Here is a 24,451-nt window from a genome sequence, read left to right on the forward strand (position 1 = left end):
ATTCGCAGGCCGTTTATGTGCGGCGGAAGGGATTCGAACCCTCAAGCCCGGTCAGGGGCCACAGGACCTAAACCTGCTGTGTCACCATTGCACCACCGCCGCTAGCCGCCTGCCATCGTACCGGGAGTTGTTCGCTGCCTTTTGCCTCCCCTGCACCAGGTGCTCGTGACCGCGTGACAGTTGGGGCAGAGAAGCCGCAAGTTCTCGCGCCGGTTGTCTCGCCAGTCCCCGTTGATGTGATCGACCTCCAGGGTCATGGGCTTGCCAAGCCATTCCGGTCCGGTGCCGCACCTGGCGCACTCTTCGGCTACGCCGACCTCGTGGAGCGCGCGGCGTAGGAGCTTTGTCTTCGTCCGCTGGCTGCCCTTGTGCAGTACCAGAACATCCTCAGGTCGCTTGCTGTTCGGGGCTCGCCTTCCCCGTTGGTGCGCTTGACCCAGGAAATGTTCCGTCGTGAGGTGATCGTCGTCGATCCACTTGCGCAGCTTCTTCCGCTGCGCACCGTTGTTCGTGCGGCCCAAACGGCGCAGCACCTGTGCCACGGAGGCGGACTCGGCGACGGCCGCCCTTAATTCGTCGGGGGTGGGCCGGGCGGACCTGCCGCAGGGGCGGAAGTGCGAGATGTCGATGCTGAAGTGGGCGAATCGCTTGGTGAGGTACTTGCGGAGGTAGCCGTATGGCCGGGTGCCGAAGAAGGCAATGACCTCGTCGAGGTCGGAACACCGAGCTGCTGCCTCGACCAGACGCTCGCGGGTGTAGTGCGCGCCGTTGGTCACGAGGTGCGCCCCTTGCCGCGCCCGCGGTAACTGTCCGTTGTCGAGTGACAGTTGGGGCAAAGAAGTCTCAGGTTCTCGATTCGATTGTTCCGCCAGTTGCCGTCGATGTGGTCGACCTCCAAGGGGAGTGGCTCCCCGAGCCACACACCTTCGATCCCGCACAGGGCGCAGTGCTCTTCCACGCCCAGCTCAACCATCGCCCGCTTCAGGCGGCTGCTCGGGACCCGCGTGGCGTGTGCGGACGTTTCCTCGGCGAGGATCTCTCCGGCAGTCCTGCGGCGCTGGTTGTATCGCTGCCGCTCTGTGCGGATCACCGTGAAGTGCGAGGTGTCGATGCTGTAAGCCTTGATGCGCCGGGAGATGTTCGTGTGGTGGCCGCCGACCACCTCGAGTCCGAGCTTCCGCAGGACCTCGTTGACGCTCGTCGACGCCGCGACCACCGGCTCGAGGATCTCCCGCGTCCACTTGACCCCCCTCGCGCTCGAAGTGCGAGACGTCCACCCCATGCTTCTTCATCCGCTCGTGGATGTACCGCCGCTTCCAGCCCTTCGGGTCCACGCCCAGCCTCGTGCACGCCTCCGACAAAGTCCGAGCCCCCCGAGCCGCTTCCTCAAGCCGCTCTCTCGGATACGCACTAACCCCCATCGTTCCCCTCCGTTCCCGACCACCCGTTCGTGGCCTCGCACGGAGTAACGATCCGTTTATCGGACAGTCACGCCCGAAATGCGGAGCGGCTCGTACCGGTCACCCCGGTACGAGCCGCTCGTGCTCAGCAAACGCGTCGCGCCCTCAGATCCCCAGATCCTTGATGATCTTCGCCACGTGCCCGGTAGCCCGGACGTTGTACAACGCCCGCTCCACCTTGCCCTCCTCGTCCACGACGACCGTCGACCGGATGACCCCCATGTACGTCTTGCCGTAGTTCTTCTTCTCGCCATAGGCGCCGTACGCCTCGGTGACGGTCTTCTCGGGGTCCGCCAGCAAGGTGACCTTGAGGGACTCCTTCTCGCGGAACTTGGCCAGCTTTTCCGGGGCGTCGGGGGAGATGCCGATGACGTCGTAGCCGGCGCCGGTCAGGAGGTCCAGGTTGTCCGTGAAGTCGCAGGCCTGCTTCGTGCAGCCGGGGGTCAGGGCGGCCGGGTAGAAGTAGACGATGACCTTGCGGCCCTTGTGGTCGGACAGGGAGACCTCGGTGCCGTCGGCGTCGGGGAGGGTGAAGGCGGGGGCGGTGTCCCCGGGCTGCAGTCGCTCACTCATTCCGCCAGAGTAACGGGGGGTCCTGACAGTGCGGTCGGCGTAAGAGCTGACAGACTGTCCGGAACAGCGCAGCATCACACTTCGGAGGCCGTACGGTGGCGGACACCTCGGACACCAGAACCCCGGCGCAGATCGAGGCGGACATCAAGCATCGCCGTGACGTGCTGGCCGAGACGCTCGACGAGATCGGGGTGCGGGTGCATCCGAAGACGATCGTCGGGGACGCCAAGGCCAAGGTCGTCTCCAATGTCGATCGCACCCTCGGTCGGGCCTATGTGGGCGTCAATCGGGTCGTGAGCGATGTGAAGGGGCAGTTCGTCGACGGCGAGGGTGCGCCCCGGCTCGAGCGCATCGTGCCCGTCGCTCTCGTCGCCGTCGGGCTCGTGGGGCTGCTGGCCCTGGGCAGCCGGCGCCGCAAGGGCTGACCCAGCGGCTTACGGACGGGTCAAAGGCAGGTAGGTTCGGGGCGTGAGCGCCAACAGAAACGAGCACAGCACCCACGACAAGCTGCCCATCCGGATGCTGCACGACCGTGTACTCGTGCGGCAGGAGACCGGTGAGGGTGAGCGCCGGTCGGGCGGGGGCATCCTGATTCCCGCCACCGCGGCGGTCGGGCGGCGGCTGGCCTGGGCCGAGGTCGTCGCGGTGGGGCAGAACGTACGGACCGTGGAGCCGGGCGACCGGGTCCTGTACGACCCGGAGGACCGGGCCGAGGTGGAGGTGCGGGGCATCGCCTACGTGCTCATGCGCGAGCGCGATCTGCATGCGGTGGCCGCGGACCGCTTCGAGGGGTCCGAGGACTCCACGGGGCTGTACTTGTAACTTGTAGAACAACTGCGTGAGGGGCTGGTGACCATCGTCACCAGCCCCTTTTCAGTCACTGGAAGAGCGGTGGGTCCCCGCCCGCCGACGTCCCCTCTGTCGTATCGCCGCCGGTGTCGCCGCCCGTCGTGTCGCCCGTCGTCCCGCCGGTCGAGGTGTCGCCCGTCGTACCGCCCGTGGTCGTGTCGCCCGTCGTACCGCCGTCGGTCGTGGTGCCGCCGGTGGTGGTGTCCCCGGTGGTGCCCCCGTCAGTTGTCGTCCCGCCGGTCGTCGTGCCGCCCGTGGTGGTCGTGCCGCCGTCGGTCTGGCCCTGGGTGTCCTGGCCGCCGGTGGTGGCGCCGTCCGTGGGCTGTCCGGTGGTCGCGTCGTCGGTCGGTTCGTCGGTGCCGGGGTCGGCGGGCGGCTCGGTCGTCGGCGGTTGCGGCTCGTCCGCGCCCGCCTGGAGCTGGAGGTCGAAGTCGCTGACCGGGGTGCCCTTCAGGGCGTCCTTGGTGAACTGGGCCCAGATGTCGGCGGGCGGGCCGCCGCCGTTGATACGGGGCTCGCCCATCGCGCCGTACAGGGGCTTGTGCGCGGCCGTGACCGGGTCCTGGCCCATGACGGAGACGACCGTCGCCAGGTCGGGGGTGTAGCCCGCGAACCAGGCGGCCGTGTCCTCCTCCGCGGTGCCGGTCTTGCCCGCCGCCGGGCGGCCGGCGGCCTGCGCTGCGGTGGCGGTGCCGTTGTCGACGACGCTCTGCAGCATCGACGTCGTGGTGTCGGCGGCCTCGCGGGTGACGACCTGCCGGGTGGACCGCTTGGGCAGGTCCACGACGTCCGCACCGTCCTTGGTGATCTTGTCGATCAGGGTGTACGTGCCGTGCTTGCCGTGGTTGGCGAGGGTCGCGTACGCCTCCGCCATGTCGAGGACGCTGGCGGTGGCCGGGCCGAGGGCGATGGACGGGGTGGCGGTGAGGTCGGGGGTGCTGCCGGGGATGCCGAGGTCGACCGCGGTCTGGCGGACCTTGTCGGGGCCGACGTCGACGGCCATCTGCGCGTACACCGAGTTGACGGACTTGTCGGTGGCGGTGCGGACGGTGATGTCGCCGTAGTTGACGTCGTCCTCGTTCTCGGGGGCGTAGGCGCCGCTCCAGCCCTGGACGGGGCGTTCGCTGGTGCCGTCGTAGACCGTGTTCGGGGTGATGGGGCGGCCGTCCTGGGTGACGGACTCGTTCTCGACGGCGGAGGTGAACACGAACGGCTTGAAGGTGGAGCCGACCTGGAAGTCCCGGCGGGTGGCGTTGTTCGTGTACTGCTTCACGTAGTCGATGCCGCCGTACATGGCGACGACCTTGCCGGTCTTGGGGTCGACGGCGGCCCCGCCCGCGCGGACGTAGGTGTCGACCTTGTTGTTCTTCTTGTCGAGCTTGGACATCAACTGGTCGTCGACGGCCTTCACGAAGGCGTTCTGCCGGGACTTCTGCAGGGTGGTCGTGATGCGGTAGCCGCCGGCGTCCAGTTCCTCCGCACTGACGATCTTGTTCTGGGTGAGGTAGTCCTTGATCGCGGCGACGATGTAGCCGCGCTGCCCGGACATGCCGGTCGAGACGGTCTGTTCCTTCGGCATCGGGAACTTCAGGCCCGCCCGGTCGGCCTTGCTGAGCCAGCCCTCCTTGACCATGCCGTCGAGGACGTACCGCCAACGGCCCTCGGCGGCGGCCTTGTTCTCGGGGTGGGCGACGACGTCGTACTCGCTGGGCGCGTTCAGCAGGGCGGCGAGGTAGGCGCCGTGGGCGGCGTCGAGGTCGTCGGCGTCCATGCCGTAGTAGGCCTGGGCGGCGGCCTGGATGCCGTAGGCGTTGCGGCCGAAGTAGCTGGTGTTGAGGTAGCCCTGGAGGATGTCGTCCTTGCTCTCCTCCTGGTCCAGCTTGATCGAGATGAAGAACTCCTTCACCTTGCGGGTGACGGTCTGTTCCTGGGCCAGGTAGTAGTTCTTCACATACTGCTGGGTGATCGTCGAGCCGGACTGCTTGCCCTTGCCGGTCGCCGTGTTCCAGGCGGCGCGGACCATCGCCGTGGGGTCGATCGCGGACTCGGAGTAGAAGTCGCGGTCCTCGGCGGCCAGTACGGAGTGCTGAGCGGCCTTGGAGATCTGCGCGAGGGTGACGTTCTCCCGGTTGACCTCGCCGTCGCGGGCGAGCTGACTGCCGTCCGCGTAGAGGTAGATGTTGCTCTGCTTGGTCGCGAGCGCGTTCGCGGGCGGGATCTTGACCAGGGAGTAGCCGAGGAAGAACAGGCCGACCAGCAGCAGTGTTCCGATGACGCAGGTGCTGAGCACCATGCGCCAGGTCGGGATCAGCCGGCGCCAACCGGTGCGCTTGGGACGCTTCTTGCCAGGGTCCGGCTGGTGCGGCTGTGGCTGGTCGTTCATGTTGTGCACGGACTCCTGTTTTACGTCGTACGTTCCCGTACGCCTCGTACGTCTTCTGTGTCCCCCTGTTGAAGACTGCCGCACGCGCCGATCAGTTCCCGACCTCGGCACGCGTCGGGCCCGGAAAATACGTGGCAGTCCGCGTCGACGGCGCACTAGGCTCCTGCGCTTCGGCGCCGGGCGCGGGCGAGGAGGGCGTGGGTGTGGGCTCGGTGCGGTTGTACGCGGCCGTGGCGGCGGGGAGTTTCCGGCGGTACGCGACGTATCGGGTGGCCACGGCGGCGGGGGTTTTCACCAATACCGTGTTCGGGCTGATCCTCGTGTACACGTATCTGGCGCTGTGGGACGAGCGGCCGGATCTGGGCGGGTACGACCAGGCGCAGGCCGTGACCTATGTGTGGCTGGGGCAGGCGCTGTTCGCGGCGCTGGCCATCCAGGGCGGGGGCTTCGAGACCGAGCTCATGGAACGCATCCGCACCGGTGAGATCGCGGTCGATCTGTACCGGCCGGCCGATCTCCAACTGTGGTGGCTGGCGAGCGACTTGGGGCGGATGCTGTTCCAGTTGGCGGGACGGGGCGTGATCCCGTTCGTCTTCGGTGCGCTGTTCTTCCCGATGGCCCTGCCGGGGGACGCCGGCACCTGGGCGGCGTTCCTGGTCGCGCTGTTGCTGGCGGCGGTCGTCAGCTTCGGGATCCGCTATCTGGCGGCGTTGAGCGTGTTCTGGCTCATGGACGCCAGGGGTGTCATGCAGGCCCTGATGGTCACGGGCATCTTCTGCTCGGGCATGACACTGCCGCTGAACGCCTTCCCGGACGCGCTCGGTGACGTGGTCCAGGCGTTGCCGTGGGCCGCGCAGCTGCAGATCCCGGCGGATGTGCTGATGGGGGAGACCGCCCCGCTCGGGGCGTTCGCCTTCCAGGCGGCGTGGGCGGTGGCACTGCTCGCAACGGGGCGGCTCTTGCAGTCGGCGGCTACGCGGAGGGTGGTGGTGCAGGGTGGGTGAGACGAGCCGCCTGGTGGACGGGGTGCGCGCCTACCTGCTGATCGCCGGGATGTGGATCCGGGCCGGCATGACCTACCGCGCGTCCTTCGTCGTCACGGTCTTCGGCAACCTGCTGCTGTCCGGCCTGGACTTCGTCGGCATCCTGCTGATGTTCTCACAGGTCGACTCGCTCGGCGGCTGGACGCTGCCCGAGGTGGCCTTTCTGTACGGCCTGTCGGTGACGGCGTTCGGCATCACCGACCTGCTGCTCGGCTCGTCGGAGGGCCTGGGCACCCGGATACGCGACGGGTCGTTCGACACCCTGCTGGTACGGCCCGTTCCGGTGCTCGCCCAGGTCGCCGCGGACCAGTTCCCGCTGCGCCGGTTCGGCCGGGTCATCCAGGGGTCGCTGGTGCTGGGCTGGGCGCTGTTCGCCGTCGATGTCGACTGGAGTGCGCCGAAGGTGCTGCTGGTGCCGGTGATGCTGGTCAGCGGCGCGGTGATCTTCGGGGCGATCTTCGTCGCGGGCGCGGCCTTCCAGTTCCTGGCGCAGGATGCCGCCCAGGTGCAGAACGCGTTCACGTACGGCGGCACGACGCTGCTGCAGTACCCCCCGACGCTGTTCGGGAAGGACCTGGTGCGTGGGGTGACGTTCATGGTGCCGCTCGCCTTCGTCAACTGGCTGCCCGCGTCCTATGTGCTGGGGCGGCCGTATCCGCTCGACCTGCCGACGTGGGTGACGTATCTGTCGCCGCTCGCCGCCGGAGTGTGCTGTGCGCTGGCGGGTGTGGCGTGGCGAGTGGGGCTTCGTTCGTACCGGAGTACAGGGAGTTAGGGCCAGTGACAAAGGGTTTCATCGAGCTCGACGGAGTCGAGAAGGTCTTCGTCGTCCGCAAGAAGGCCGGCTTCCTCAAACGCGAACGGCGTGAGGTGCGGGCGGTCGACTCGATCACCTTCTCCGTGGCGCGCGGCGAGATGGTCGGCTACATCGGTCCGAACGGTGCCGGAAAGTCCACCACGATCAAGATGCTCACCGGCATCCTCACCCCGAGCGGCGGCCGGCTGCGTGTCGCCGGGATCGATCCGTCCCGTGAGCGCACGCGTCTCGCCCACCGGATCGGGGTGGTGTTCGGGCAGCGTACGACGCTGTGGTGGGACCTGCCGCTGATCGACTCGTACCGTCTGATGCACCGCATGTACCGGATCTCGGACGCCCGTTACCGCGAGAACCTCGACCGCTGCGTCGAACTCCTCGAACTGGACGCCCTGTTGGACGTACCGGTACGCCAACTCTCGCTCGGCCAGCGCATGCGCGGCGACATCGCGGCGGCCCTGCTCCACGACCCCGAGGTGCTCTACCTCGACGAGCCGACGATCGGCCTCGACGTCATCTCCAAGGCCAAGGTGCGGGAATTCCTGCGGGAGTTGAACACCGAGCGCGGCACCACGGTCCTGCTGACCACGCACGACCTCCAGGACATCGAGCAACTGTGCTCCCGCGTGATGGTCATCGACCACGGGCGCCTGATGTACGACGGCCCGCTCGCCGGCCTGCACGAGGCGGGGGAGAGCGAACGCACCCTGGTGGTGGACCTGGAGCGGGAACTCCCGCCGATCGAGGCGCCGCCCGCCAGGGTCGTACGGGTGGAAGGGCCCCGCCAGTGGCTCGCCTTCCCGGCGTCGGAGTCGGCGGCGCCGCTGGTGGCGCGGATCGCGGCGGAGTATCCGCTGGTGGACCTGTCGGTGCGGGAGCCGGACATCGAGGCAGTGATCGCGCGGATGTACGCGGACCGGGCGGCCGCATAGTGTCCGGGCCGTCGAACTCGTAGGCTGAGGGATATGACGGACGATGCCCCGGAACTGCGTGCTTCCGACGCCGATCGTGAACGAGTCGCCGAGGTACTGCGGGACGCCCTGGCCGAGGGGCGGCTCGACATGACGGAGTTCGAGGAGCGGCTGGACGCGACGTACAAGGCACGGACGTACGGCGAACTGACGCCGATCACCCGTGACCTGCCCGCCGCCGGGGTGACCCCGCCGACCATCGACATGGTCAAGAAGCCCGAGGGCGACGGGAGTTGGGACCAGCGGATCGTCGGCGGGGAGGGCTCGTCCACGTGGGCCGTCGCCGTGATGTCCGGTTTCCAGCGCAAGGGGCGCTGGACCGTGCCCCGGCGGTTCAACTGCTTCGCCTTCTGGGGCGGCGGTGAGATCGATCTGCGCGAGGCGAACTTCGCGGACCGTGAGGTCGAGATCAACTGCATCGCGATCATGGGCGGGATGAGTGTGATCGTGCCGCCCGGTGTCGAGGTCGTCGTCCGCGGGATCGGCATCATGGGCGGCTTCGACCAGCGCGAGGAGGGCGTGCCCGGGGAGCCCGGGGCGCCTCGTGTCATCGTCAACGGGTTCGCCTTCTGGGGCGGAGTGGGCGTCGAGCGCAAGCTGACCCGGGCCGAGAAGCAGCGACTGCGGGAGGAACGGCGGCAGGAGCGGCTGGACCGGAAGGCGTCCAAGCGGGAGCTGCGGGAGTCCGTGCGGGACGACATGCACGACGCGCACGACTCTCATCGGCGGATGCTGGACGGGCATCGGAGCCTGATGCACGACCTGCATGAGGAGCGGCGCGAGGAGCGGCGGGAGCGGCGTCGGCGCGGGGAGGACTGAGCCGGCGCCGCAAGTTGCCCGGCGTTGGCGCTGGGCGGGCGTGGGTCGCGCAGCCCGGCGCTGACGGGGTGCCGCCCGCGCCCACCCGTGCCGCCCCAGGCGGCACGCATGCCCGCGGGTTACAGCTTGGCCGGTGCGCCGCCCTTCAGGTCGTCCAAGTTGAACGTGGCCGCTATCCGCTCGTACCCCTTGTCGCTGGGGTGCAGATGGTCCCCGGAGTCGTAGTCGGGGCGGAACTTGCGGGGGTCGTACGGGTCTCGTACCGCCTCGTCGAAGTCGACGACCGCGTCGAAGACGTGGCCCGCGCGGATCTCGGCGTTGATGGTCTGGCGTACGCTCTCCCGCTCGGCGGAGTAGCCGATGTGCCCGCCGAACGGCATCAGCGTCGCCCCGATGACCTTCAGCCCGCGCGCGTGGGCCTGCTGGACGAGGGCGCGCAGGCCGCCCAGGATCGCGTCGGGGTCGGCGTGGCCGCGGTTGCGGAGGATGTCGTTCACGCCGAGGTCGATGATGACGACCTTGACGTTCGTGCGGCTGAGGACGTCACGGTCGAAGCGGATGAGGCCGGCCTGGTTCTCGGCGGGGCGGCCGAATCCGTTGGCGAGGACCTGGTTCCCGCCGATGCCCTGGTTGACGATGCTGTAGCGCGGCACGTCGTCGCCGTCCTCGGCGGCCTCGCGGAGCCGGTCCGAAAGGAGGTCGGGCCAGCGGTTGTTGGCGCCGGTGGAGGAGCCGACGCCGTCGGTGAGCGAGTCGCCGAACGCGACGATCGTGCCGTTGGACTCGTTGCTCAGCACGTCGAGGGCGGTCAGATAGCGCCAGTACTCGACCTGCTGGGTGTAGGGGGCACCGGTCACGTCCTCGGTGAGGTCGCCCTGGGCGGCGTACGAGATCTGTCGTGAGCGCGGGTGGTAGGTGACCGGGCCGGTCGCGGTGGGGGAGTACGTGGTGACCAGTACGTCGCTGTCGTTCGGGACGGTGATGCGGACGGCGTCGCTCATCGTCTGCTGCCCGGCCGGTACGACGACGCTGGTGCTGCCGTTGAAGGTCACCCTGCTCATCGTCCCGGCGTCCGCCGCTGCCGTGTCGTCGCCGGCCGCGACGGCGATGGAGGCGTGCGTGATCGTCAGCGGGGACTGGCCGTAGAGGTTGGAGAGGGTGATCCGGGCGAAGGTGCCGCCCGCGCTCGTGTGCACGACGTTGCGTACCGAACGGTTCGCCAGGCCCGTGATCTCCGTGCCGGGCTCGGCGCCGACCGGGGAAGCGGACCAGGTGCCGACCCAGGTGCCGGTGGAGGCGGGCTCGGCGGGGCTGCGTGGGGTACGGGATCCTGCGAGGTTCTCCCTGCCGCCGCTGCCGTCACCGACGGCGGCGCCGACATATATGGCAGCCGAAAGCGCCACGATCAGGGCGACGATCGCGGCAAGCAAGGCATAACCGGTTTTCCTGGCCATGCGGTGCGTGACTCCTCGGGTGGATTGGGAGCCCGAGGCTCCGATGTGATCATCACCCATGATGAGGCATGGGTAGGGAGGTAGTGGAACAGGCCCCCCGTTCCGCCACCCTGATTTCTCCCTGAGGTTCCCTCGTCCGTACAGACGGCGGGAACTCTTGTTCCGTTCCGGGAGTCGGTCAGGAAGGGACAATGAGGAGTACGAGGGGCCGCGAACGGGTGGAGTGGATGGAACGTACCAAACCTGATGAACCGGGTGAAACGGGTGCTGCTGATGTAGAGCAGCATGCCCGTCCCGGGGCTGCCGGCAACCGGGGCGTCCCGGCCGCCGCCGCGCGCGCGATGACGACGTTCAGCGCCGCGGACGAGGAGAAGCAGCGCGGGGTGCGCCGGATGAAGCTCACCGCTGCCGGGCTGCTGCTGTTCGTGGCGGTGGTGTACGTCCTGGCGAAGTGGGCCGCGGGCGAGGGTGCCGGTCCCTGGGCGGGGTATGTCGCCGCGGCTGCCGAGGCGGGCATGGTCGGCGCGCTCGCCGACTGGTTCGCTGTGACCGCTCTGTTCCGGCGCCCGCTCGGGCTGCCCATTCCGCACACCGCGATCATCCCGACGAAGAAGGATCAGCTGGGCGTCTCCTTGGGGGAGTTCGTCGGCGAGAACTTCCTCTCCCAGGACGTCGTACGGCAGCGGTTGCGGGCCGTCGGGATCGGGAGCCGGCTGGGTGCGTGGCTTGCGGAGCCGGAGCATGCGGATCGGGTGACCGCCGAGTTGTCCGCCGCGCTGCGGGGTGCGTTGACCGTGTTGCGGGATTCCGATGTGCAGGCCGTGGTGGGGGAGGCGATCACGCGGCGGGCCGATGCGCAGGAGATCGCGCCCGGTATCGGGAAGATGCTGGAGAAGGTCGTCGCCGACGGGGGGCACAAGCGAGTCGTCGATCTTGTCGTCGCGCGTGCACATGACTGGCTCGTGCTGCATGACGAGCAGGTGATGGACGCGGTGCAGGGCGGGGCTCCTGGGTGGACGCCGCGGTTCGTCGACAAGAAGGTCGGTGAGCGGGTCTACAAGGAGCTGCTGCGGTTCGTGACCGAGATGCGGGACATGCCGTCCCATCCGGCGCGGGGTGCGCTCGATCGCTTCCTCACCGACTTCGCGTCCGACCTCCAGTCCGACACGGACACGCGGGCGCGTGTCGAGCGGCTGAAGGGGGAGGTGCTCGGGCGGGGCGAGGTCCAGGATCTGATCGCGTCCGCCTGGACCGCCGTACGCTCGATGATCGTCTCGGCGGCCGAGGACGAGCGCAGTGAGCTGCGGCTTCGGGTGCGGGCCTCGTTGCTGTCCCTCGGGGCGCGGATGGCGGGCGAGTCCCGGCTGCAGGGGAAGGTCGACAGCTGGGTGGAGGGGGCCGCGGTGTACGTCGTCTCCACGTATCGCAAGGAGATCACCTCCCTGATCACCGACACGGTCGCCGGGTGGGACGCGGAGCACACGACGCGGAAGATCGAGGCGAACATCGGGCGCGATCTGCAGTTCATCCGGATCAACGGCACGGTGGTGGGGTCGTTGGCGGGGCTGCTGATCTATACGTTGACGCGGGTGGTCGGGGCGTAAGCGCTCCGCTGGAAGCGCCGCGATGGGCACGCAGGTCCGCTGCGGCGCCGTCGTGGCTGGTCGCGCCCACGCGGCGGAGCCGCATATTGATACAGCCCCGCGCCCCTTCGGGGCGCTGTCTGAGTACGTACGTCTGAGTACGCGTACTCTGTCGAACGCCGGTCCGGGGGAGAACCCTCGTATGCATGACCGAGAAGACCGAGAAGCTGCTGAGCCCTCTGCGGACGGGCTCCTGGCCGGAACGCTGGCTGACCCGCGCGCTCGGCGCGGGGCTCGCTGCGGCGGCGTACCTGGTCTGCATCCCGTGGGACCTGCGCAACCGTGTGCAGGGCCCGGGCTCCACGCATGAGACGACGCCGGTGACAGGCGTGGGCGTGATCCTCCTGGCCGTCGCCCTGCTCCTCCTGGCGGCGTATTTCGGCCACCGCGACGACCTGGCCTGGCCTCTCGTCCTGGTCGCCGCCCCGCCCGTGACCCTGATGTACATCTCGCTGCGCACCCACCCCGGGCCGCCCGACGGCTTCGCCGGGGCCTGGCCGCTGGCCTGGGCCTTCTTCAGTCTGGTGATCGCGGCGGGGGTGCTGGTCGCGGCGACGGTGGGCCGGGCGTTCCGCCGGGAGGGGGAGGACTGGGCGCCTCCGCTGTAGCTGCGGGCCACCGTCCCGCCAAGCTGCGGGCATTCGTGCCGCCTAGGGCGGCACGGGTGGGCGCAGGCGGCACCCCGTCAGCGCCGGGCCGCGCGACCCACCCCACCTCAGCCACCGTGCCGGGTGACTACTGGCTCTCGCGCCGGACCTGGTCACGCCGGCGCATGAACAGCACGCCCCCGGCGACCGCGGCGACCCCCGCGGCGGCGGTCCAGCCGACGACCTCGTTGGAGCCCGTGGCGGCGAGATCCCCGTCGGAGGCCGGTGACGCGGACGGTGTTGCCGATCCCGCCGATCCCTGCGGTTGGGGGTCCGAGCCGGCCGCGGGAGTGGATGTAGAGGCGGAGGGGGACGCCGTGGCCGACGGGCTCGGGGACGCCGACGTGTCCTCGGACCTGTCCCGCGTGAACGCCAGCGTTCCGAAGCCCAGTTGGTCGAAGCCCCCGCTGTTGGGACCGTAGTCCCCGCCGCCGCCCTCCGGCGCGGACTTCGCGGCGATCTGGGTGAGGTAGGACGCGGACATGCCCCGCCGCTTGGTGTAGTGGTTGGCGATCATCGCCCAGATCGGACGGGTCGACGCGGGATCGACGGGCGCGGCCTCAGTCACGGTCTCGCTGCCCGACCACCCGTTGATGGCTCCCTTGGCCCGCGTGTTCGCGGTGTAGGGAACGTCGCCGCCCATGCTCCACTTGGCCACGTACTGCGCGCCCTTGAAGAACCGGTTGTCGTCATAGCCGTACAGGTCGATCCCCTGGTTCCACGCCATCTCGCAGAACGTGCCCATCAGACCGACACCGAGCAGCGCGTGCCCCTGGTCGCGGCCCGCCTCCAGCCATTCCGCGAGTCCGTCGTCGTACACGACGGGGATGGCGTTCTTGATGGAGCCGAGCCCTTCGCCGTGCTTGAAGTACTCGACGGCACGGGCGACTTGGGCCTTGTCGTCGCAGAAGAGGCCGCCGGCCAGGACGCAGCACATGGCGGTGAGGTCCCAGTTGGTCCAGTAGTTGGAGATGACGGCGCCGTTGTGCCGGACGAGGAAGTCGTCGCTGACCGATGCGAAGACCGAGGACAGCATCTCCTGGGAGCGGGCGAGCTCGAAGTCGGGGTGGTCGCGGACGAGTTCGGCGGCGTTGGCGAACTGGTAGCCGTAGAGGCCGGCGGCCAGGAAACGGTCGGCGTTGCCCCCGAGCGCGGTGAGCTTGGCCGACCAGGCGTTCAGGATCGCCACGGCGGTGTCGAGGTGCGCGTCGTCACCGCTGATGTGGCCGCGCAGGGCGTTCTGGTAGGCGGCGTGGATGTCGTTGTAGAGGGTCGCGTAGTTCTGGCCCTCGCCGCCCCGGATGACGGTGGCCTGCGGGTTGGCCGTCCAGCCGCTCTGCGAGTGGCGGTTGGCGGTCAGCTTGGCGAATCCGGCGGTGTAGGGCGCGGCACCCGCCTTCACCTTGGCCGCCATACGGGCCAGGTCGGTACGGGTGTGCAGGAGGCCGGGGTGCGCGTAGGCGCCGGCCGCCGCTGCGGGGGTGGGGATCGCGGCCGTACCGATACCGGTCGCTCCGGCTGCCGCACCCGCGGCCTTGAGCATGCTCCGGCGGCTGATCTGTCGTGTCACGTGACTCATTCCTCGCGTGCCTGCGGCTGGGGACGGTCAGGAGACGGGAGGAGACTGTGGGCGATAACAGAAAACCGACGCCGATGAGGAGCAGCGTCCGATGACCATTCGCAGGATCGTCCCCAACGTGCAGGTCGCGTCCGAGGAAGCGATGAAGGCCGGCGGTGATTTCTACGGCCTCCTCGGCTTCGAGGAGGTCATGAACATGGGCTGGGTGGTGACGCTCGCGTCCCCCGCCAACCCCACCGCCCAGATCAGCCTCTTCACCGAGGAGCGCACCGCACCCGTCGTCTCCGACCTGAGCGTGGAGGTGGAGGACGTCGACGCGGTGTACGCGCGCGTGGCGGCGTCGGGCGCGGAGATCGTACGGGAGCTGCGGGACGAGGAGTGGGGCGTACGACGCTTCTTCGTCCGGGATCCGAACGGGCGGGTAGTGAATGTACTGAGTCACCAGGCCTAGCCACATTCACTGACGTCGCACCCGCTCAGGAGCCGTTCACCATGACCCACCCCGCACGTCGCCCCCTCCCCGACCGCGCCCTGCGCCCCCCGATGGGCTGGAACAGCTGGGACTGCTACGGCACCACCGTCACCGAGGAAGAGGTCCTCGCCAACGCGGAGTTCATGCGCGAGCATCTGCTGCCGCACGGCTGGGACACCGTCGTCGTGGACATCCAGTGGTACGAGCCCACGGCCCGCGCCCACGGCTACAACCCCGACGCCCCTCTCGTCCTCGACGCCCACGGCCGTCAACTCCCCGCCCCGAACCGGTTCCCGTCCGCGGCCGGCGGCGCCGGATTCGGGCCGCTCGCGGAGCGCGTGCACCGGCTGGGCCTGCGTTTCGGCCTGCACATCATGCGCGGCATCCCGCGCCGCGCCGTCGCCGCCCGGCTGCCCGTCGCGGGCACCGCCTTCACCGCCGACGAGATCGCCGACACCGGCTCCGTATGCCCGTGGAACAGCGACAACTACGGCCTCGATCACGACCACCCGGGCGCCCAGGCGTACTACGACAGCCAGGTCGCCCAATTCGCCCGCTGGGGCGTCGACTTCATCAAGGCCGACGACATGCTCTTCCCGTACCACGAGCGGGAGATCTCCGCCTACGCCGAGGCCATCGCCCGCAGCGGCCGGCCCATCGAGCTGAGCCTGTCACCCGGTACGGACGTCTCCCTCGCCCACCTCGGCCATCTGCGGGAGACGGCCACGATGTGGAGGGTCTGCGACGACCTGTGGGACCGGTGGGAGGACGTGGAGGCGCAGTTCGGCCGGATGGCCAGGTGGGCACCCTGGCAGGACGAACGTGGCTGGGCCGACGCCGACATGCTGCCGCTCGGCCGCGTCGGCATCCGGGCCGAGCGGGGCGAGGACCGCCTCTGCCGTCTCACCCACGACGAGCAGATCAGCCTGCTGAGCCTGTGGCTGATCTCCCGATCCCCCCTGATGATGGGCGGCGATCTGCCCACCAGCCCGGCGGAGACCATCGCCCTGCTCACGAACGACGAGGCGCTCGACGTCCTGTGGCACAGCAGGGGCAACCGCGAGGTGCTGCGGGAGAGGGACCTCGTGCTGTGGACCGCCGACGACACCGACGGACGTACGCGCTACGCGGCCGTGTTCTCGCTGGCGGACAGCCCGGAGAAGGTCACCGTGCCGCTCGGCTCCATAGGCGCCCGGCCCGGCGACCGCATCCGCGAACTGTGGACCCACACGGACATCGCCCACGACGGCCACAGCCTCCACGCGGAGTTGCCGGCGCATGGCTCGGCCCTGTACCGCCTCACCCCACCGTGAGTCAGCCCCGCCGGTCCGCGACCGCCCACGAGGCGAGGGCCACGGCCCCCGCGACACCGAAGACGGCAGGCCAGGCGCCCACCTTCTTCGCGAGCGGGTGGGAACCGGCGAAACCGGCGACATAGGCGGCCGTCAGCGCGCCGGCGGCCTTCCCGCCGGCCTGCTGCCGCCACTGCAGCGCGGCCGCGGCCCCGGCGACGGCCAGCACCGCACCGCCGAGCTCCCGCTTCCTGGTCCACCGCGCCACGCCGTACCCGCCGACGAGCCCGCTCGCGGCGACCACCGCACTGGGAACCTTCGCCATGCCTGCCTCCAACCGCTCACGACCGCTATGGAGCGAGGCTAACCCGCACGCTGCGTGAATACGTGAACCTGAGTCGAGGCTTGTCAAGTTTTCTCCCGGGAGCTATATAAGAAGCCGTAGGGCATCGCACCCGCAGCGCCTGATGAGAGGAGTGACCCGTGATGCTCATGCGCACCGACCCCTTCCGCGAGTTCGATCGCCTCGCGCAGCAGGTCTTCGGTGACACCCGCCCCGCGATGGCGATGGACGCCTACCGTTCCGGGGACGACTTCATCGTCCACTTCGACCTGCCCGGCATCGACCCCGAGACGATCGAGCTGGACGTCGAACGCAACGTCCTGAACGTCCGTGCCGAGCGCCGTTCCCCCGCCCCCGAGGGCGCGGAGATGCTGGTCGCCGAGCGTTCCACGGGTACCTACAGTCGCCAGCTGTTCCTCGGCGACACCCTCGACACGGAACGCATCGCCGCCTCGTACGACGCCGGCGTGCTCACCCTGCAGATCCCGATCGCCGAACAGGCCAAGCCGCGCCGCATCCAGATCAGCGGCGGCAGCGATCGGAAGCAGCTGAGGAGCTGACCGAGGATCCAAGCGCAAGATCCAGGAGAAGCGTCCCGCAGGCCCCGGTCCCCGCACCCGCCTGCGGGACGCACCGCCCCTGCCCGCCCCGGAGGAGCCCGCACGATGAGCGTGACGTCGGTACCCAGCGTGACGATTCCGAGAACGAGCCTCGCATGGCGTGAACTGATCGACCAGGTACGGGACGCCGGCCAGTACACGACGACCGCGGAAGCGGAACGCGTCACCCGCATCGTCCTCTCCGCCCTCGGCGGCCATGTCATCGGCGACGAACGCGTCGACCTCGCCCGGGCCCTCCCCGAGGAAGCCGCCCGGGTGGTCGCCTCCCAGATCCCGGTCACGCGCCCGCTCACCGCGGCGGAGTTCGTGGAGTCGGTGGCGGCCCGCATAGAGGGCGCGACCCCGGCGACGGCCCGCTGGGACGTGAGCTCGGTCCTGAGCGTGCTGCCGCGGCTGGCCGGCGAGGACCTGGTCGACCGCATCGTCCGCCATCTCCCGCCGGGCTACGCCCTGTTGTTCGGCAGGGCGGCTCTGACACCACCGGACTGACGGATCCGAAAGGAACAGAGGAACCCGTTTGAAGACGCTCACCACCCCGGACGGCACCCGCATCGCCTACCGCGACCACAACCCGTCGCCCACCCCGCAGGCCTCCGACCCCGTACTCCTCCTGCACGGCCTCGCGGGCCACATGGGCGAGTGGGACGACCTGGCGCGGCGGCTGCTGGACGAGGGCCGCCGGGTGGTGACGTACGACGCCCGGGGCCATGGCGCGAGCACGCGCCGCCCGCCGACGATGAGCCGGGCGGCCTGCGTCGCGGACGCCGTGGCGCTGATCGAGGAGCTCTCCCTGGCTCCCGTGACCCTGATCGGCCAGTCCCTGGGCGGACATACGGCCATGCTGCTGGCCGCCGCGCACCCCACCCCCGTGAAGTCCCTGATCCTCATCGAGGCGGGCCCCGGCGGCCCGGCCCCGGACCTGCCCTCCCGCATCGGGGCCTGGCTGGACAGCTGGCCGACGCCGTTCCGCTCGCCGGCCGCGGTCCGGGCGTTCTTCGGTCATGAGGCGTGGGCGGCGAACGTGGAGGAGCGGGAGGACGGCTGGTACCCGAGGGTCGACCGCGACACAATGATCGCGGCCGTGACGGAACTGGCCGACCACGAGTATTGGGACGACTGGAGCCGGATCACCTGCCCGGCGCTCGTGATCCGAGGAGCCGACGGCACGATGCCCGCACGCGACCACAGCGACATGCGGGCCCGCCGCCCGGCCCGTACGGTCCTCGAAGTGATCCCGGCCGCGGCTCACGACGTACATCTGGACCAGCCGGAACGCCTGCACGTGGCCGTGCGATCCTTCCTCACGACCGACGCCCATAAAGACGCATCCGAACGCCCATAGAGACGTAACCGAAGAACAGCGAGCGAACCGTGACCGATGACCTCGACCACGCCCTGACCGTCGCGACCAAGCTGGCCGAGTGGGCGTCGGAGGTGATCCGCCGTCCGCGTGGCGCGGCGGACGGTCCGGTGCGGGAGAAGGCGAGCCCCGCCGACATCGTCACGGACACGGACGAGGAGATCGAGAGGTACGTACGGTCGCTGCTGCGCTCGAAGTTCCCCTCCTACGGCATCGAGGGCGAGGAACACGGCGTCCACGAAGGCGCGGCCGACGCCCCGCACTGGGTGATCGACCCGGTCGACGGTACGACGAACTACGCGCACGGCATCGGCTGGTGCTCCTTCTCCCTGGGCCTGGCCGCCCCCGACGGCAGCCCCCTCCTGGGCGTCGTGGCCGACCCGTGGCGCCGCGAGATCTTCACGGCGGCCCGCGGCAGGGGCGCCCACCTGAACGGCGCCCCCACCCACGCCGCCGACCACACCACCCTCACCGGCCATGTCTTCCTCACCGAATGGGCCGCCCACGCGCACTGGCCCGGCATGGACGCCCTCCTCGCCGAACTCTCCGCCCGCCACTGCACCGTCCGCGTCATGGGCTCCACCGCCCTCTCCCTGGCCCAGGTCGCCGCGGGCCGCGCCTCCGCCACCGCGATCGGCGAGTTCCACCCCGTGGACAGCCTCCCGGCCCTCCTCATCGCCACGGAGGCGGGCGCGGTGGCGCTGCCACAACTCCCGGCGTACAACGAGCCGTTGCTGCTGACGGCACCCGGAGTGGCGGGCGAGGCAGCGGAGTTGTGGCGGGCGACCGTACGGCCTGAGTGATCAGCGGCTCGAGAACCCACCTCGGCGCACAAAAATCGGCGCGCAAAGAATCTCGCACTCGCGGCAACCCTTCCCCCTCCGGCGGCAACTGAAGGGACGGAAGCGGCCCGAGAGACGGCTGATGCGGCAGGAGCGGCACAGGAGCGGCATCCCATGCGGCAGAAGGCAACGCACGGCTGCCTCGACGGGCCGCTTCCGCCCTCCCAACCTCCGAACGAGAGCGACGACGTGAGCGAGAGAGCAGCTGTGCGCAGGCCACGGCGCAGGAAGACGAGCCGCCGCAGGGGAGTGCTGATCGGCGGCGTGGTCGTGGCGCTCGGCGCTGGCGCGGTCACCGGCGGTGTGCTGATGACGGCGTCGGCGTCGGGCCCCGGCACCGGCACGTATCACCTGGTGAACGCCGCCGACAGCACCTGCGTGACCGTACCGTCGACCGCGGCCGGAACCCGGCTGGCGACGGCCGCGTGCGCGAACACCGGCTCCCGGCGGACTGCCCAGACCTGGCAACTGGCCGACAGCGACGGCGGATTCACCGTCAAGTCCTCGGGCGGCGCACTGTGCGCCGGGGTGAAGGGCGCGTCGACGTCGGCCGGGAAGGCCGTACAGCTGCAGGCGTGCGACGGCAGTGCCGCGCAGGTGTGGAAGCCGGCCGCGGTTGGGGACGCGTACCACCTGGTCAATGCGAAGAGCGCCAAGTGCCTGAACGTGAAGGCGGGGCTGCTCCAGCAGAACTCGTGTGACAAGGCGACGACGAAGAGCTGGACGCTGGTGGGGGAGGGGGACGCGACGCCGACGTCGTCGTCGACGCCTACGGTCTCTGCCACCAAGACGCCCTCCCCCTCCCCGTCGCCGTCCGCCTCCGCGACCAAGTCGCCCTCGGCTACCCCCTCCACGTCCGCCCCCGCGACCAAGACCCCCACTGCCGCCCCGGCCGCCACCAGCGGCACCGCCACCCTGGGCGCCTGGCCGACCCCCACCGGCAACAAGGCGGTGTCGGCGACGATCGCGGTCTCCGGTACGTACGACGGCGGCCTCGCCCGCTTCTACGGCTCCGGCGGCCTCGGCGGCGACAGTCAGTCCGAGGGGCAGGACCCGCTCTTCCGACTCGCCGACGGCGCGGTCCTGAAGAACGTCGTCCTCGGCTCCCCGGCCGCCGACGGCGTTCACTGCCTGGGCAGTTGCACGCTGCAGAACGTGTGGTGGGAGGACGTCGGCGAGGACGCAGCCAGCTTCAAGGGCAAGTCGGCGTCGGCGAAGTACGTCGTCGACGGCGGTGGCGCGCGCAAGGCGGACGACAAGGTCCTCCAGTTCAACGGCGCCGGCACCCTCACCATCAAGAACTTCCAGGTCGAGGACTTCGGCAAGCTGGTCCGCTCCTGCGGCAACTGCTCCACCCAGTACCAGCGCCATCTCGTCATCAGCAACGTCAAGGCGACCGCCCCCGGCCAGGTCCTCGTCGGCGTCAACGCCAACTTCGGCGACACGGCCACCCTTTCGGGTGTCACCGTCGTCGGAGACAAGGACATCACCGTCTGCGAGCGCTTCAAGGGGAACAACTCCGGTGACGAGCCGACGTCGTTGGGGTCGGGCCCGGACAGCACGCACTGCAAGTACAGCGCTTCGGCCGTCACCCACCAGTGATCCATCTCCCGTGGTGAGCCCCCGGGACGAGGGGCTCACCACAACACGCTCAGGAAACGGGGCCTGAGCGGCACCTCGGCCCTCACCGCACGGTCACTGCGGTGAGGGCCGACGTGCGTGACGGCTCGCCCTGGCCCGAAACCTCTCATAACGTGGTGACTGCCCCGATCCACACCCGATCCATACAGAGGGGGTCGAGATGCTCAAGGTCAGCATTGTGGTGCCCGTCTACAACGCGGGCGGCTACATCGAGCGCTGCGCCCCTTCCCTCCTCGGCCAGAGCCTCGGACCGGACGCGTACGAGATCATCTACGTCGACGACGGCTCGACCGACGACTCGGGCAGACGTCTCGAACGGCTGGCCGCAGCCTGGCCCCACGTCCGCGTGGTCCACCAGGAGAACTCCGGCTGGCCCGGCAGACCCCGCAACGTCGGTGTCCGTCTCGCGCGAGGGGAGTACGTCCAGTTCGTCGACCAGGACGACGAGCTGACCCCCGAGGCGCTCGAACGCCTCCACCGGCTCGCCGTCCGCAACGGTTCCGACATCGTCCTCGGCAAGGTCATCGGCACCATGCAGGGCCCGAGCAGCGTCTTCAAACGCACCGTCGAGCGGTGCACCGCCGCCGACGCCCCGCTCTTCGAGAGCCTGACCCCGCACAAGATGTTCCGGCGCCGCTTCCTGCTCGACCACGGCATCGAGTTCCCCGAGGGCCGGGTCCGCCTGGAGGACCAGGTCTTCATGGCCCGGGCCTACGTCCGCGCCAAGACGGTCTCCATCCTCGGCGACCACCCGTGCTACGTCTGGAACCGCCGCGACGACGGAGGCCACACCAGCGCCTGCGCCACCACCCCCGAGGTCTACTACGGCCACCTCCGCTCCGTCGTGGAAGCCATCAGGGAGGGCACGGAACCGGGCCCGCTCCAGGACCATCTGCTCCGCCGCTCCTACCGGGTGGAACTCCTCCGCCCGGTGAGCGAGCCCCGCGCCCTGCAACGCACCGGGAAGGCCCTCGAGCGGTACTTCACCGTCGTACGCCGTATGGCTCTCGACTGCTACCCGCCGGGCGTCCGGCAGGGCCTCCCGGCGATCACCCGCCTGAGGGCGACCCTGCTGGAGGAGGGCCTGCTGGACTCCCTGGTCGAACTGGCCCGCCGGGTCCAGGAGATCAGACCCTGGATCACCGTCGACGCCATCCGCCGTGACGGGGACCGCCTCCTCGTGACGACGACGATCGGCATGTTCCGCCCCGACGGCGAACCCCTCACCCTCGTGGAGCGCTACGGCCGCCTGCTCCTGGACCCCGATCTCCTGTACGGCATCAAGGGCGCCGAGGACTGGGATGTGCCGGACCCTCTCGGATACGCCTACGGGGAACTGCGCCTCCACGACACGTCCCGCAACCTCTCGTGGTACCCGGACGCCGACCTCGCCCCCCGCACCGAACCGCTGGGCGGCGGCCGGCACCGGGTGGTCGTCTCGGGCACGACCGCCCTGGAGCCCCTGACGCTGACCGGCGGCCGGCCCCTGCCTCCCGGCACCCACAACGTCTGGGCCTACGCCCAACTCCTCGGCGTGGGCCGCCACATGCGCGTGACGGCGGCCCCGCACCCCGAGGCAGCTACAGGCCCGGGCCCGCACCTGCCCACGATGACCGTGGGCACCCCACCCCGCCTGGTCATCCCCAACTGGACGCCCCGGGACTCCCAACTCCGCCTGTCCGTGGGCTCACCGGGCAAGACCACCGTCGCCCACCGCGCCCTCCTGCGGACCACCACGTCCCCTGCCCTCCGCCGCAGGGCCCGCACCCTCCTCCACCGCCTCCCGCCGCCCCTGGGCCACCACGTCACGACACTCGTCCGCAGAGCCGATCCATGGACGCGACCATCCGGCGACGGACGCTGACGCCGCCCAACGAGGCGTTCAACGACTCCCGCCGGTCGTCCCGGCGTCGCCGCGATGCCGCCACCAACGGCGCACGACGCCGCCGGTGAGAAGCAGGGCCATCACGCCGAACATCACGCCGGCGATCATCAACTCGCCGGTACCGCCCCGCTGCACGTCGAGGACTGATGCGTAGACGATGAGAGCCATGAGGGCGTCGAAGACCACGACGTAGACCCATTCGGCGGGTCTGGGCCGGCCGGTCCGAAGGATCTTCGGCGGCGGAAGGCCCCGCCACTCCCGGATGTCCGCGACCACCATCACCGTGAACAGGCTCAGGAAGATCACGGCGAGCCAGACAGCCACCAGGCGCATCACAAGATCACCGAAGGTCACCGCCAGAACTGCCGAACCCACACCGGCTGCGCCCGTCCCCACCCGCATCCCGATCTCGCTGAGCAACAACATCGCTACCCACCCCGTCACCAATGACCTGCCGAAGCTCAAGCCATGGATACCGGCTGGGTCCGGGGACCCGTCCCGAAGTCACTGCGGGTACGCGTCGCGCCACCCTTGCCGAATGAGGCGGTTCACCGCTTGGTCGAGCATGGCTCTGCCCGGTCCGGGGTTCCACCAGAAGGACCAGTTGACGCTGATCGTCAGCTCGATGATCTCGTCGTACTCGCGCCCGTCGGGGTACGACGTGCCGTGCTTGTTGGTCACCCCCAGCAGGAACGGGTACCACACCGTGGCCTTGGTCGCCCATATGTGGCCGTGCGCACGCTCAAGAGGGATCCGAACGCGGTGCAGCTGGTTGTCGTAGTCGTCGATGCACAGTTCGCCGTTCTCCATGTGCCGCTCGGGTTCGGGCAGCCGGGCCCAGGTGTGGTCGATGCGCAGCTCGTCCCATGCCAGGCGATCGCCTTCGGGTGCCGTACACGGGTCGTCGAGTGCGCGGTCGACCGCGGCGAGCATCGACCGCTCGTCCAGCGTCGCCGTCTCCATGACCTGCTCATCCACGTAAGCCGACTCGGCGTCAGGCGGTGACTGCGGCGTCTTCAGGAACCAGTTCCATCGCGGTGGCTTGCCGGCACCGCCGAGCGGCACGTCGAACTCCTCATCCACCCACTGCCGGGTCACGCCGAACGTCATGGGTCTGATGAGCCCCTCACACAGCGAGGTCAGTGCTCGGACCGCATAGTGAGCGGTGACGCGCTCCCACTCGAGCGGATCCCGGTCGGACGCGGAATCCCACTCGAATCCGCGCTCCAGCACAATCGCCCTGCTGTCCTTGAAGATGTAGTGCTCGGTGAGTTCCGGCCGCATCGGTGGCATTCCTGTGTACGGGTGGGCATGGAAAGCGAGTTGCCGGTCAACCGGGGTGGTGTCCAGGTCTGTTGTCCAGGTCGAAGAGAGCGAACCGCCGCACAGCACGCGACCCCACCGAGGAGTCCACCACCGTGACAGCTTCCGGCCGATCCCTTCCCCGCATCCTGCGTCTCGCGCTCAGCGACATCGTCGCCCGCGTCTACCTTGCCATCTGTTCCCTCCTGCTCGTAGGGGCGCTCGCGGTGACCGTCGCCGACAGCTCGGACGAGTCCATGGCGGGTGTCATACCGCTGCTCGCCACCGCCCCGGTCAGCCTGCTGCTGCTCGCGCTGCCGGACAACGGCGCGATGCTCGTCGTCGCCGTCGTGATCGGGGCGCTCGTCAACGCCACGATCATCGGCTGCTGCGCCCGCGCCTTACGCGGCGGCGGCAGCACGGACCAGGCGTCCTGAAAACCTCACCCTTGCGAGTCCT

Annotated in this window: 24 protein-coding genes, 1 tRNA gene and 3 pseudogenes; 18 read left to right on the forward strand and 10 right to left on the reverse strand. The window is 69.6% G+C overall.

Annotated features, from left to right (window positions below):
- Nucleotides 1–18: 18 nt before the first annotated feature.
- The 4 genes and pseudogenes from AB0I98_RS02305 to bcp form a co-directional block, all read right to left on the reverse strand.
- A tRNA-Leu gene (locus tag AB0I98_RS02305) sits at nucleotides 19–102 on the reverse strand.
- Complete coding sequence (locus AB0I98_RS02310) at nucleotides 102–776, reverse strand: HNH endonuclease (protein WP_362933996.1); 675 nt, start codon at nucleotides 774–776, stop codon at nucleotides 102–104. The genes AB0I98_RS02305 and AB0I98_RS02310 overlap by 1 nt, the downstream gene beginning before the upstream one ends.
- A pseudogene (locus AB0I98_RS02315) lies at nucleotides 773–1,421 on the reverse strand (HNH endonuclease signature motif containing protein). The gene AB0I98_RS02310 and the pseudogene AB0I98_RS02315 overlap by 4 nt, the downstream one beginning before the upstream one ends.
- A gap of 144 nt (nucleotides 1,422–1,565) precedes the next feature.
- Entirely contained in the window at nucleotides 1,566–2,033 is a 468-nt protein-coding gene (gene bcp / locus AB0I98_RS02320) for a thioredoxin-dependent thiol peroxidase (RefSeq protein ID WP_362934000.1), read from the reverse strand.
- Between the two features lie 95 nt (nucleotides 2,034–2,128).
- Between bcp and AB0I98_RS02325 the strand changes: the two genes are divergently transcribed.
- Both AB0I98_RS02325 and AB0I98_RS02330 read left to right on the forward strand, forming a co-directional pair.
- On the forward strand, nucleotides 2,129–2,458 hold the full coding sequence (locus tag AB0I98_RS02325) for a DUF3618 domain-containing protein (RefSeq protein ID WP_362934003.1): 330 nt from the start codon (nucleotides 2,129–2,131) through the stop codon (nucleotides 2,456–2,458).
- Nucleotides 2,459–2,501: 43 nt separating this feature from the next.
- A complete protein-coding gene (locus AB0I98_RS02330; RefSeq protein ID WP_362934006.1) occupies nucleotides 2,502–2,855 on the forward strand; it encodes a co-chaperone GroES in 354 nt (117 codons plus the stop codon).
- 55 nt (nucleotides 2,856–2,910) lie between these two features.
- On the opposite strand, the gene AB0I98_RS02335 is transcribed toward AB0I98_RS02330, so the two are convergent.
- Complete coding sequence (locus tag AB0I98_RS02335; RefSeq protein ID WP_362934009.1) at nucleotides 2,911–5,265, reverse strand: transglycosylase domain-containing protein; 2,355 nt, start codon at nucleotides 5,263–5,265, stop codon at nucleotides 2,911–2,913.
- Between the two features lie 203 nt (nucleotides 5,266–5,468).
- Here AB0I98_RS02335 and AB0I98_RS02340 point away from each other — a divergent pair, with 203 nt between their 5' ends.
- Genes AB0I98_RS02340 through AB0I98_RS02355 form a run of 4 tightly spaced genes read left to right on the forward strand, consistent with a single transcriptional unit; the run spans nucleotide 5,469 to nucleotide 8,912 of the window.
- Nucleotides 5,469–6,269, forward strand: a complete 801-nt coding sequence (locus AB0I98_RS02340; protein ID WP_362934825.1) for an ABC-2 family transporter protein — start codon at nucleotides 5,469–5,471, stop codon at nucleotides 6,267–6,269.
- Nucleotides 6,262–7,083, forward strand: coding sequence for an ABC transporter permease (locus AB0I98_RS02345; protein ID WP_362934012.1), 822 nt, complete (start codon nucleotides 6,262–6,264; stop codon nucleotides 7,081–7,083). The genes AB0I98_RS02340 and AB0I98_RS02345 overlap by 8 nt, the downstream gene beginning before the upstream one ends.
- A gap of 5 nt (nucleotides 7,084–7,088) precedes the next feature.
- Nucleotides 7,089–8,054: an ATP-binding cassette domain-containing protein gene (locus AB0I98_RS02350; RefSeq protein WP_362934015.1), complete on the forward strand. Its 966-nt coding sequence runs from the start codon at nucleotides 7,089–7,091 to the stop codon at nucleotides 8,052–8,054.
- 33 nt (nucleotides 8,055–8,087) lie between these two features.
- Nucleotides 8,088–8,912: a DUF1707 domain-containing protein gene (locus tag AB0I98_RS02355; protein ID WP_362934018.1), complete on the forward strand. Its 825-nt coding sequence runs from the start codon at nucleotides 8,088–8,090 to the stop codon at nucleotides 8,910–8,912.
- A gap of 119 nt (nucleotides 8,913–9,031) precedes the next feature.
- Here AB0I98_RS02355 and AB0I98_RS02360 read toward each other — a convergent pair whose 3' ends face one another.
- Nucleotides 9,032–10,366, reverse strand: a complete 1,335-nt coding sequence (locus tag AB0I98_RS02360; protein WP_362934021.1) for an SGNH/GDSL hydrolase family protein — start codon at nucleotides 10,364–10,366, stop codon at nucleotides 9,032–9,034.
- A gap of 191 nt (nucleotides 10,367–10,557) precedes the next feature.
- Here AB0I98_RS02360 and AB0I98_RS02365 point away from each other — a divergent pair, with 191 nt between their 5' ends.
- Both AB0I98_RS02365 and AB0I98_RS02370 read left to right on the forward strand, forming a co-directional pair.
- The gene (locus AB0I98_RS02365) at nucleotides 10,558–11,970 is read left to right on the forward strand and encodes a DUF445 domain-containing protein (RefSeq protein WP_362934024.1); all 1,413 of its coding nucleotides are present in this window, start codon (nucleotides 10,558–10,560) and stop codon (nucleotides 11,968–11,970) included.
- 185 nt (nucleotides 11,971–12,155) lie between these two features.
- Nucleotides 12,156–12,617 (forward strand): hypothetical protein, encoded by a 462-nt coding sequence (locus tag AB0I98_RS02370; RefSeq protein WP_362934027.1) that lies wholly within the window; start codon nucleotides 12,156–12,158, stop codon nucleotides 12,615–12,617.
- Nucleotides 12,618–12,744: 127 nt separating this feature from the next.
- Here AB0I98_RS02370 and AB0I98_RS02375 read toward each other — a convergent pair whose 3' ends face one another.
- On the reverse strand, nucleotides 12,745–14,235 hold the full coding sequence (locus tag AB0I98_RS02375) for an alginate lyase family protein (RefSeq protein ID WP_362934030.1): 1,491 nt from the start codon (nucleotides 14,233–14,235) through the stop codon (nucleotides 12,745–12,747).
- Between the two features lie 91 nt (nucleotides 14,236–14,326).
- Here AB0I98_RS02375 and AB0I98_RS02380 point away from each other — a divergent pair, with 91 nt between their 5' ends.
- Both AB0I98_RS02380 and AB0I98_RS02385 read left to right on the forward strand, forming a co-directional pair.
- A complete protein-coding gene (locus AB0I98_RS02380) occupies nucleotides 14,327–14,686 on the forward strand; it encodes a VOC family protein (RefSeq protein WP_362934033.1) in 360 nt (119 codons plus the stop codon).
- Between the two features lie 41 nt (nucleotides 14,687–14,727).
- The gene (locus AB0I98_RS02385; protein WP_362934036.1) at nucleotides 14,728–16,020 is read left to right on the forward strand and encodes a glycoside hydrolase family 27 protein; all 1,293 of its coding nucleotides are present in this window, start codon (nucleotides 14,728–14,730) and stop codon (nucleotides 16,018–16,020) included.
- Between the two features lies 1 nt (nucleotide 16,021).
- On the opposite strand, the gene AB0I98_RS02390 is transcribed toward AB0I98_RS02385, so the two are convergent.
- Nucleotides 16,022–16,324 carry a hypothetical protein gene (locus tag AB0I98_RS02390; RefSeq protein WP_362934039.1) on the reverse strand — a complete coding sequence of 101 codons (303 nt, stop codon included), beginning with the start codon at nucleotides 16,322–16,324 and terminating at the stop codon, nucleotides 16,022–16,024.
- 161 nt (nucleotides 16,325–16,485) lie between these two features.
- Between AB0I98_RS02390 and AB0I98_RS02395 the strand changes: the two genes are divergently transcribed.
- From AB0I98_RS02395 to AB0I98_RS02425, 7 genes and pseudogenes are all read left to right on the forward strand, one after another.
- Complete coding sequence (locus AB0I98_RS02395; protein ID WP_362934042.1) at nucleotides 16,486–16,902, forward strand: Hsp20/alpha crystallin family protein; 417 nt, start codon at nucleotides 16,486–16,488, stop codon at nucleotides 16,900–16,902.
- A gap of 105 nt (nucleotides 16,903–17,007) precedes the next feature.
- Entirely contained in the window at nucleotides 17,008–17,451 is a 444-nt protein-coding gene (locus AB0I98_RS02400; RefSeq protein WP_362934044.1) for a DUF2267 domain-containing protein, read from the forward strand.
- A gap of 28 nt (nucleotides 17,452–17,479) precedes the next feature.
- A complete protein-coding gene (locus AB0I98_RS02405) occupies nucleotides 17,480–18,304 on the forward strand; it encodes an alpha/beta hydrolase (RefSeq protein WP_362934047.1) in 825 nt (274 codons plus the stop codon).
- A gap of 29 nt (nucleotides 18,305–18,333) precedes the next feature.
- Nucleotides 18,334–19,125 carry an inositol monophosphatase family protein gene (locus AB0I98_RS02410; protein WP_362934050.1) on the forward strand — a complete coding sequence of 264 codons (792 nt, stop codon included), beginning with the start codon at nucleotides 18,334–18,336 and terminating at the stop codon, nucleotides 19,123–19,125.
- A 348-nt stretch (nucleotides 19,126–19,473) separates the two neighbouring features.
- Nucleotides 19,474–19,869: pseudogene (locus AB0I98_RS02415) on the forward strand (RICIN domain-containing protein); the annotation flags it as partial.
- Between the two features lie 189 nt (nucleotides 19,870–20,058).
- Nucleotides 20,059–20,766: pseudogene (locus AB0I98_RS02420) on the forward strand (pectate lyase); the annotation flags it as partial.
- A 199-nt stretch (nucleotides 20,767–20,965) separates the two neighbouring features.
- Nucleotides 20,966–22,669: a glycosyltransferase gene (locus AB0I98_RS02425; protein ID WP_362934053.1), complete on the forward strand. Its 1,704-nt coding sequence runs from the start codon at nucleotides 20,966–20,968 to the stop codon at nucleotides 22,667–22,669.
- Between the two features lie 18 nt (nucleotides 22,670–22,687).
- On the opposite strand, the gene AB0I98_RS02430 is transcribed toward AB0I98_RS02425, so the two are convergent.
- Both AB0I98_RS02430 and AB0I98_RS02435 read right to left on the reverse strand, forming a co-directional pair.
- Nucleotides 22,688–23,116: a hypothetical protein gene (locus AB0I98_RS02430; RefSeq protein ID WP_362934056.1), complete on the reverse strand. Its 429-nt coding sequence runs from the start codon at nucleotides 23,114–23,116 to the stop codon at nucleotides 22,688–22,690.
- A 78-nt stretch (nucleotides 23,117–23,194) separates the two neighbouring features.
- Nucleotides 23,195–23,974 carry a hypothetical protein gene (locus tag AB0I98_RS02435; RefSeq protein ID WP_362934059.1) on the reverse strand — a complete coding sequence of 260 codons (780 nt, stop codon included), beginning with the start codon at nucleotides 23,972–23,974 and terminating at the stop codon, nucleotides 23,195–23,197.
- A 134-nt stretch (nucleotides 23,975–24,108) separates the two neighbouring features.
- On the opposite strand from AB0I98_RS02435, the gene AB0I98_RS02440 reads away from it, so the two are divergent.
- Nucleotides 24,109–24,429: a hypothetical protein gene (locus tag AB0I98_RS02440; protein WP_362934061.1), complete on the forward strand. Its 321-nt coding sequence runs from the start codon at nucleotides 24,109–24,111 to the stop codon at nucleotides 24,427–24,429.
- Nucleotides 24,430–24,451 lie beyond the last annotated feature (22 nt).

Source organism: Streptomyces sp. NPDC050211, assembly GCF_040656035.1.
GTDB lineage: Bacteria > Actinomycetota > Actinomycetes > Streptomycetales > Streptomycetaceae > Streptomyces.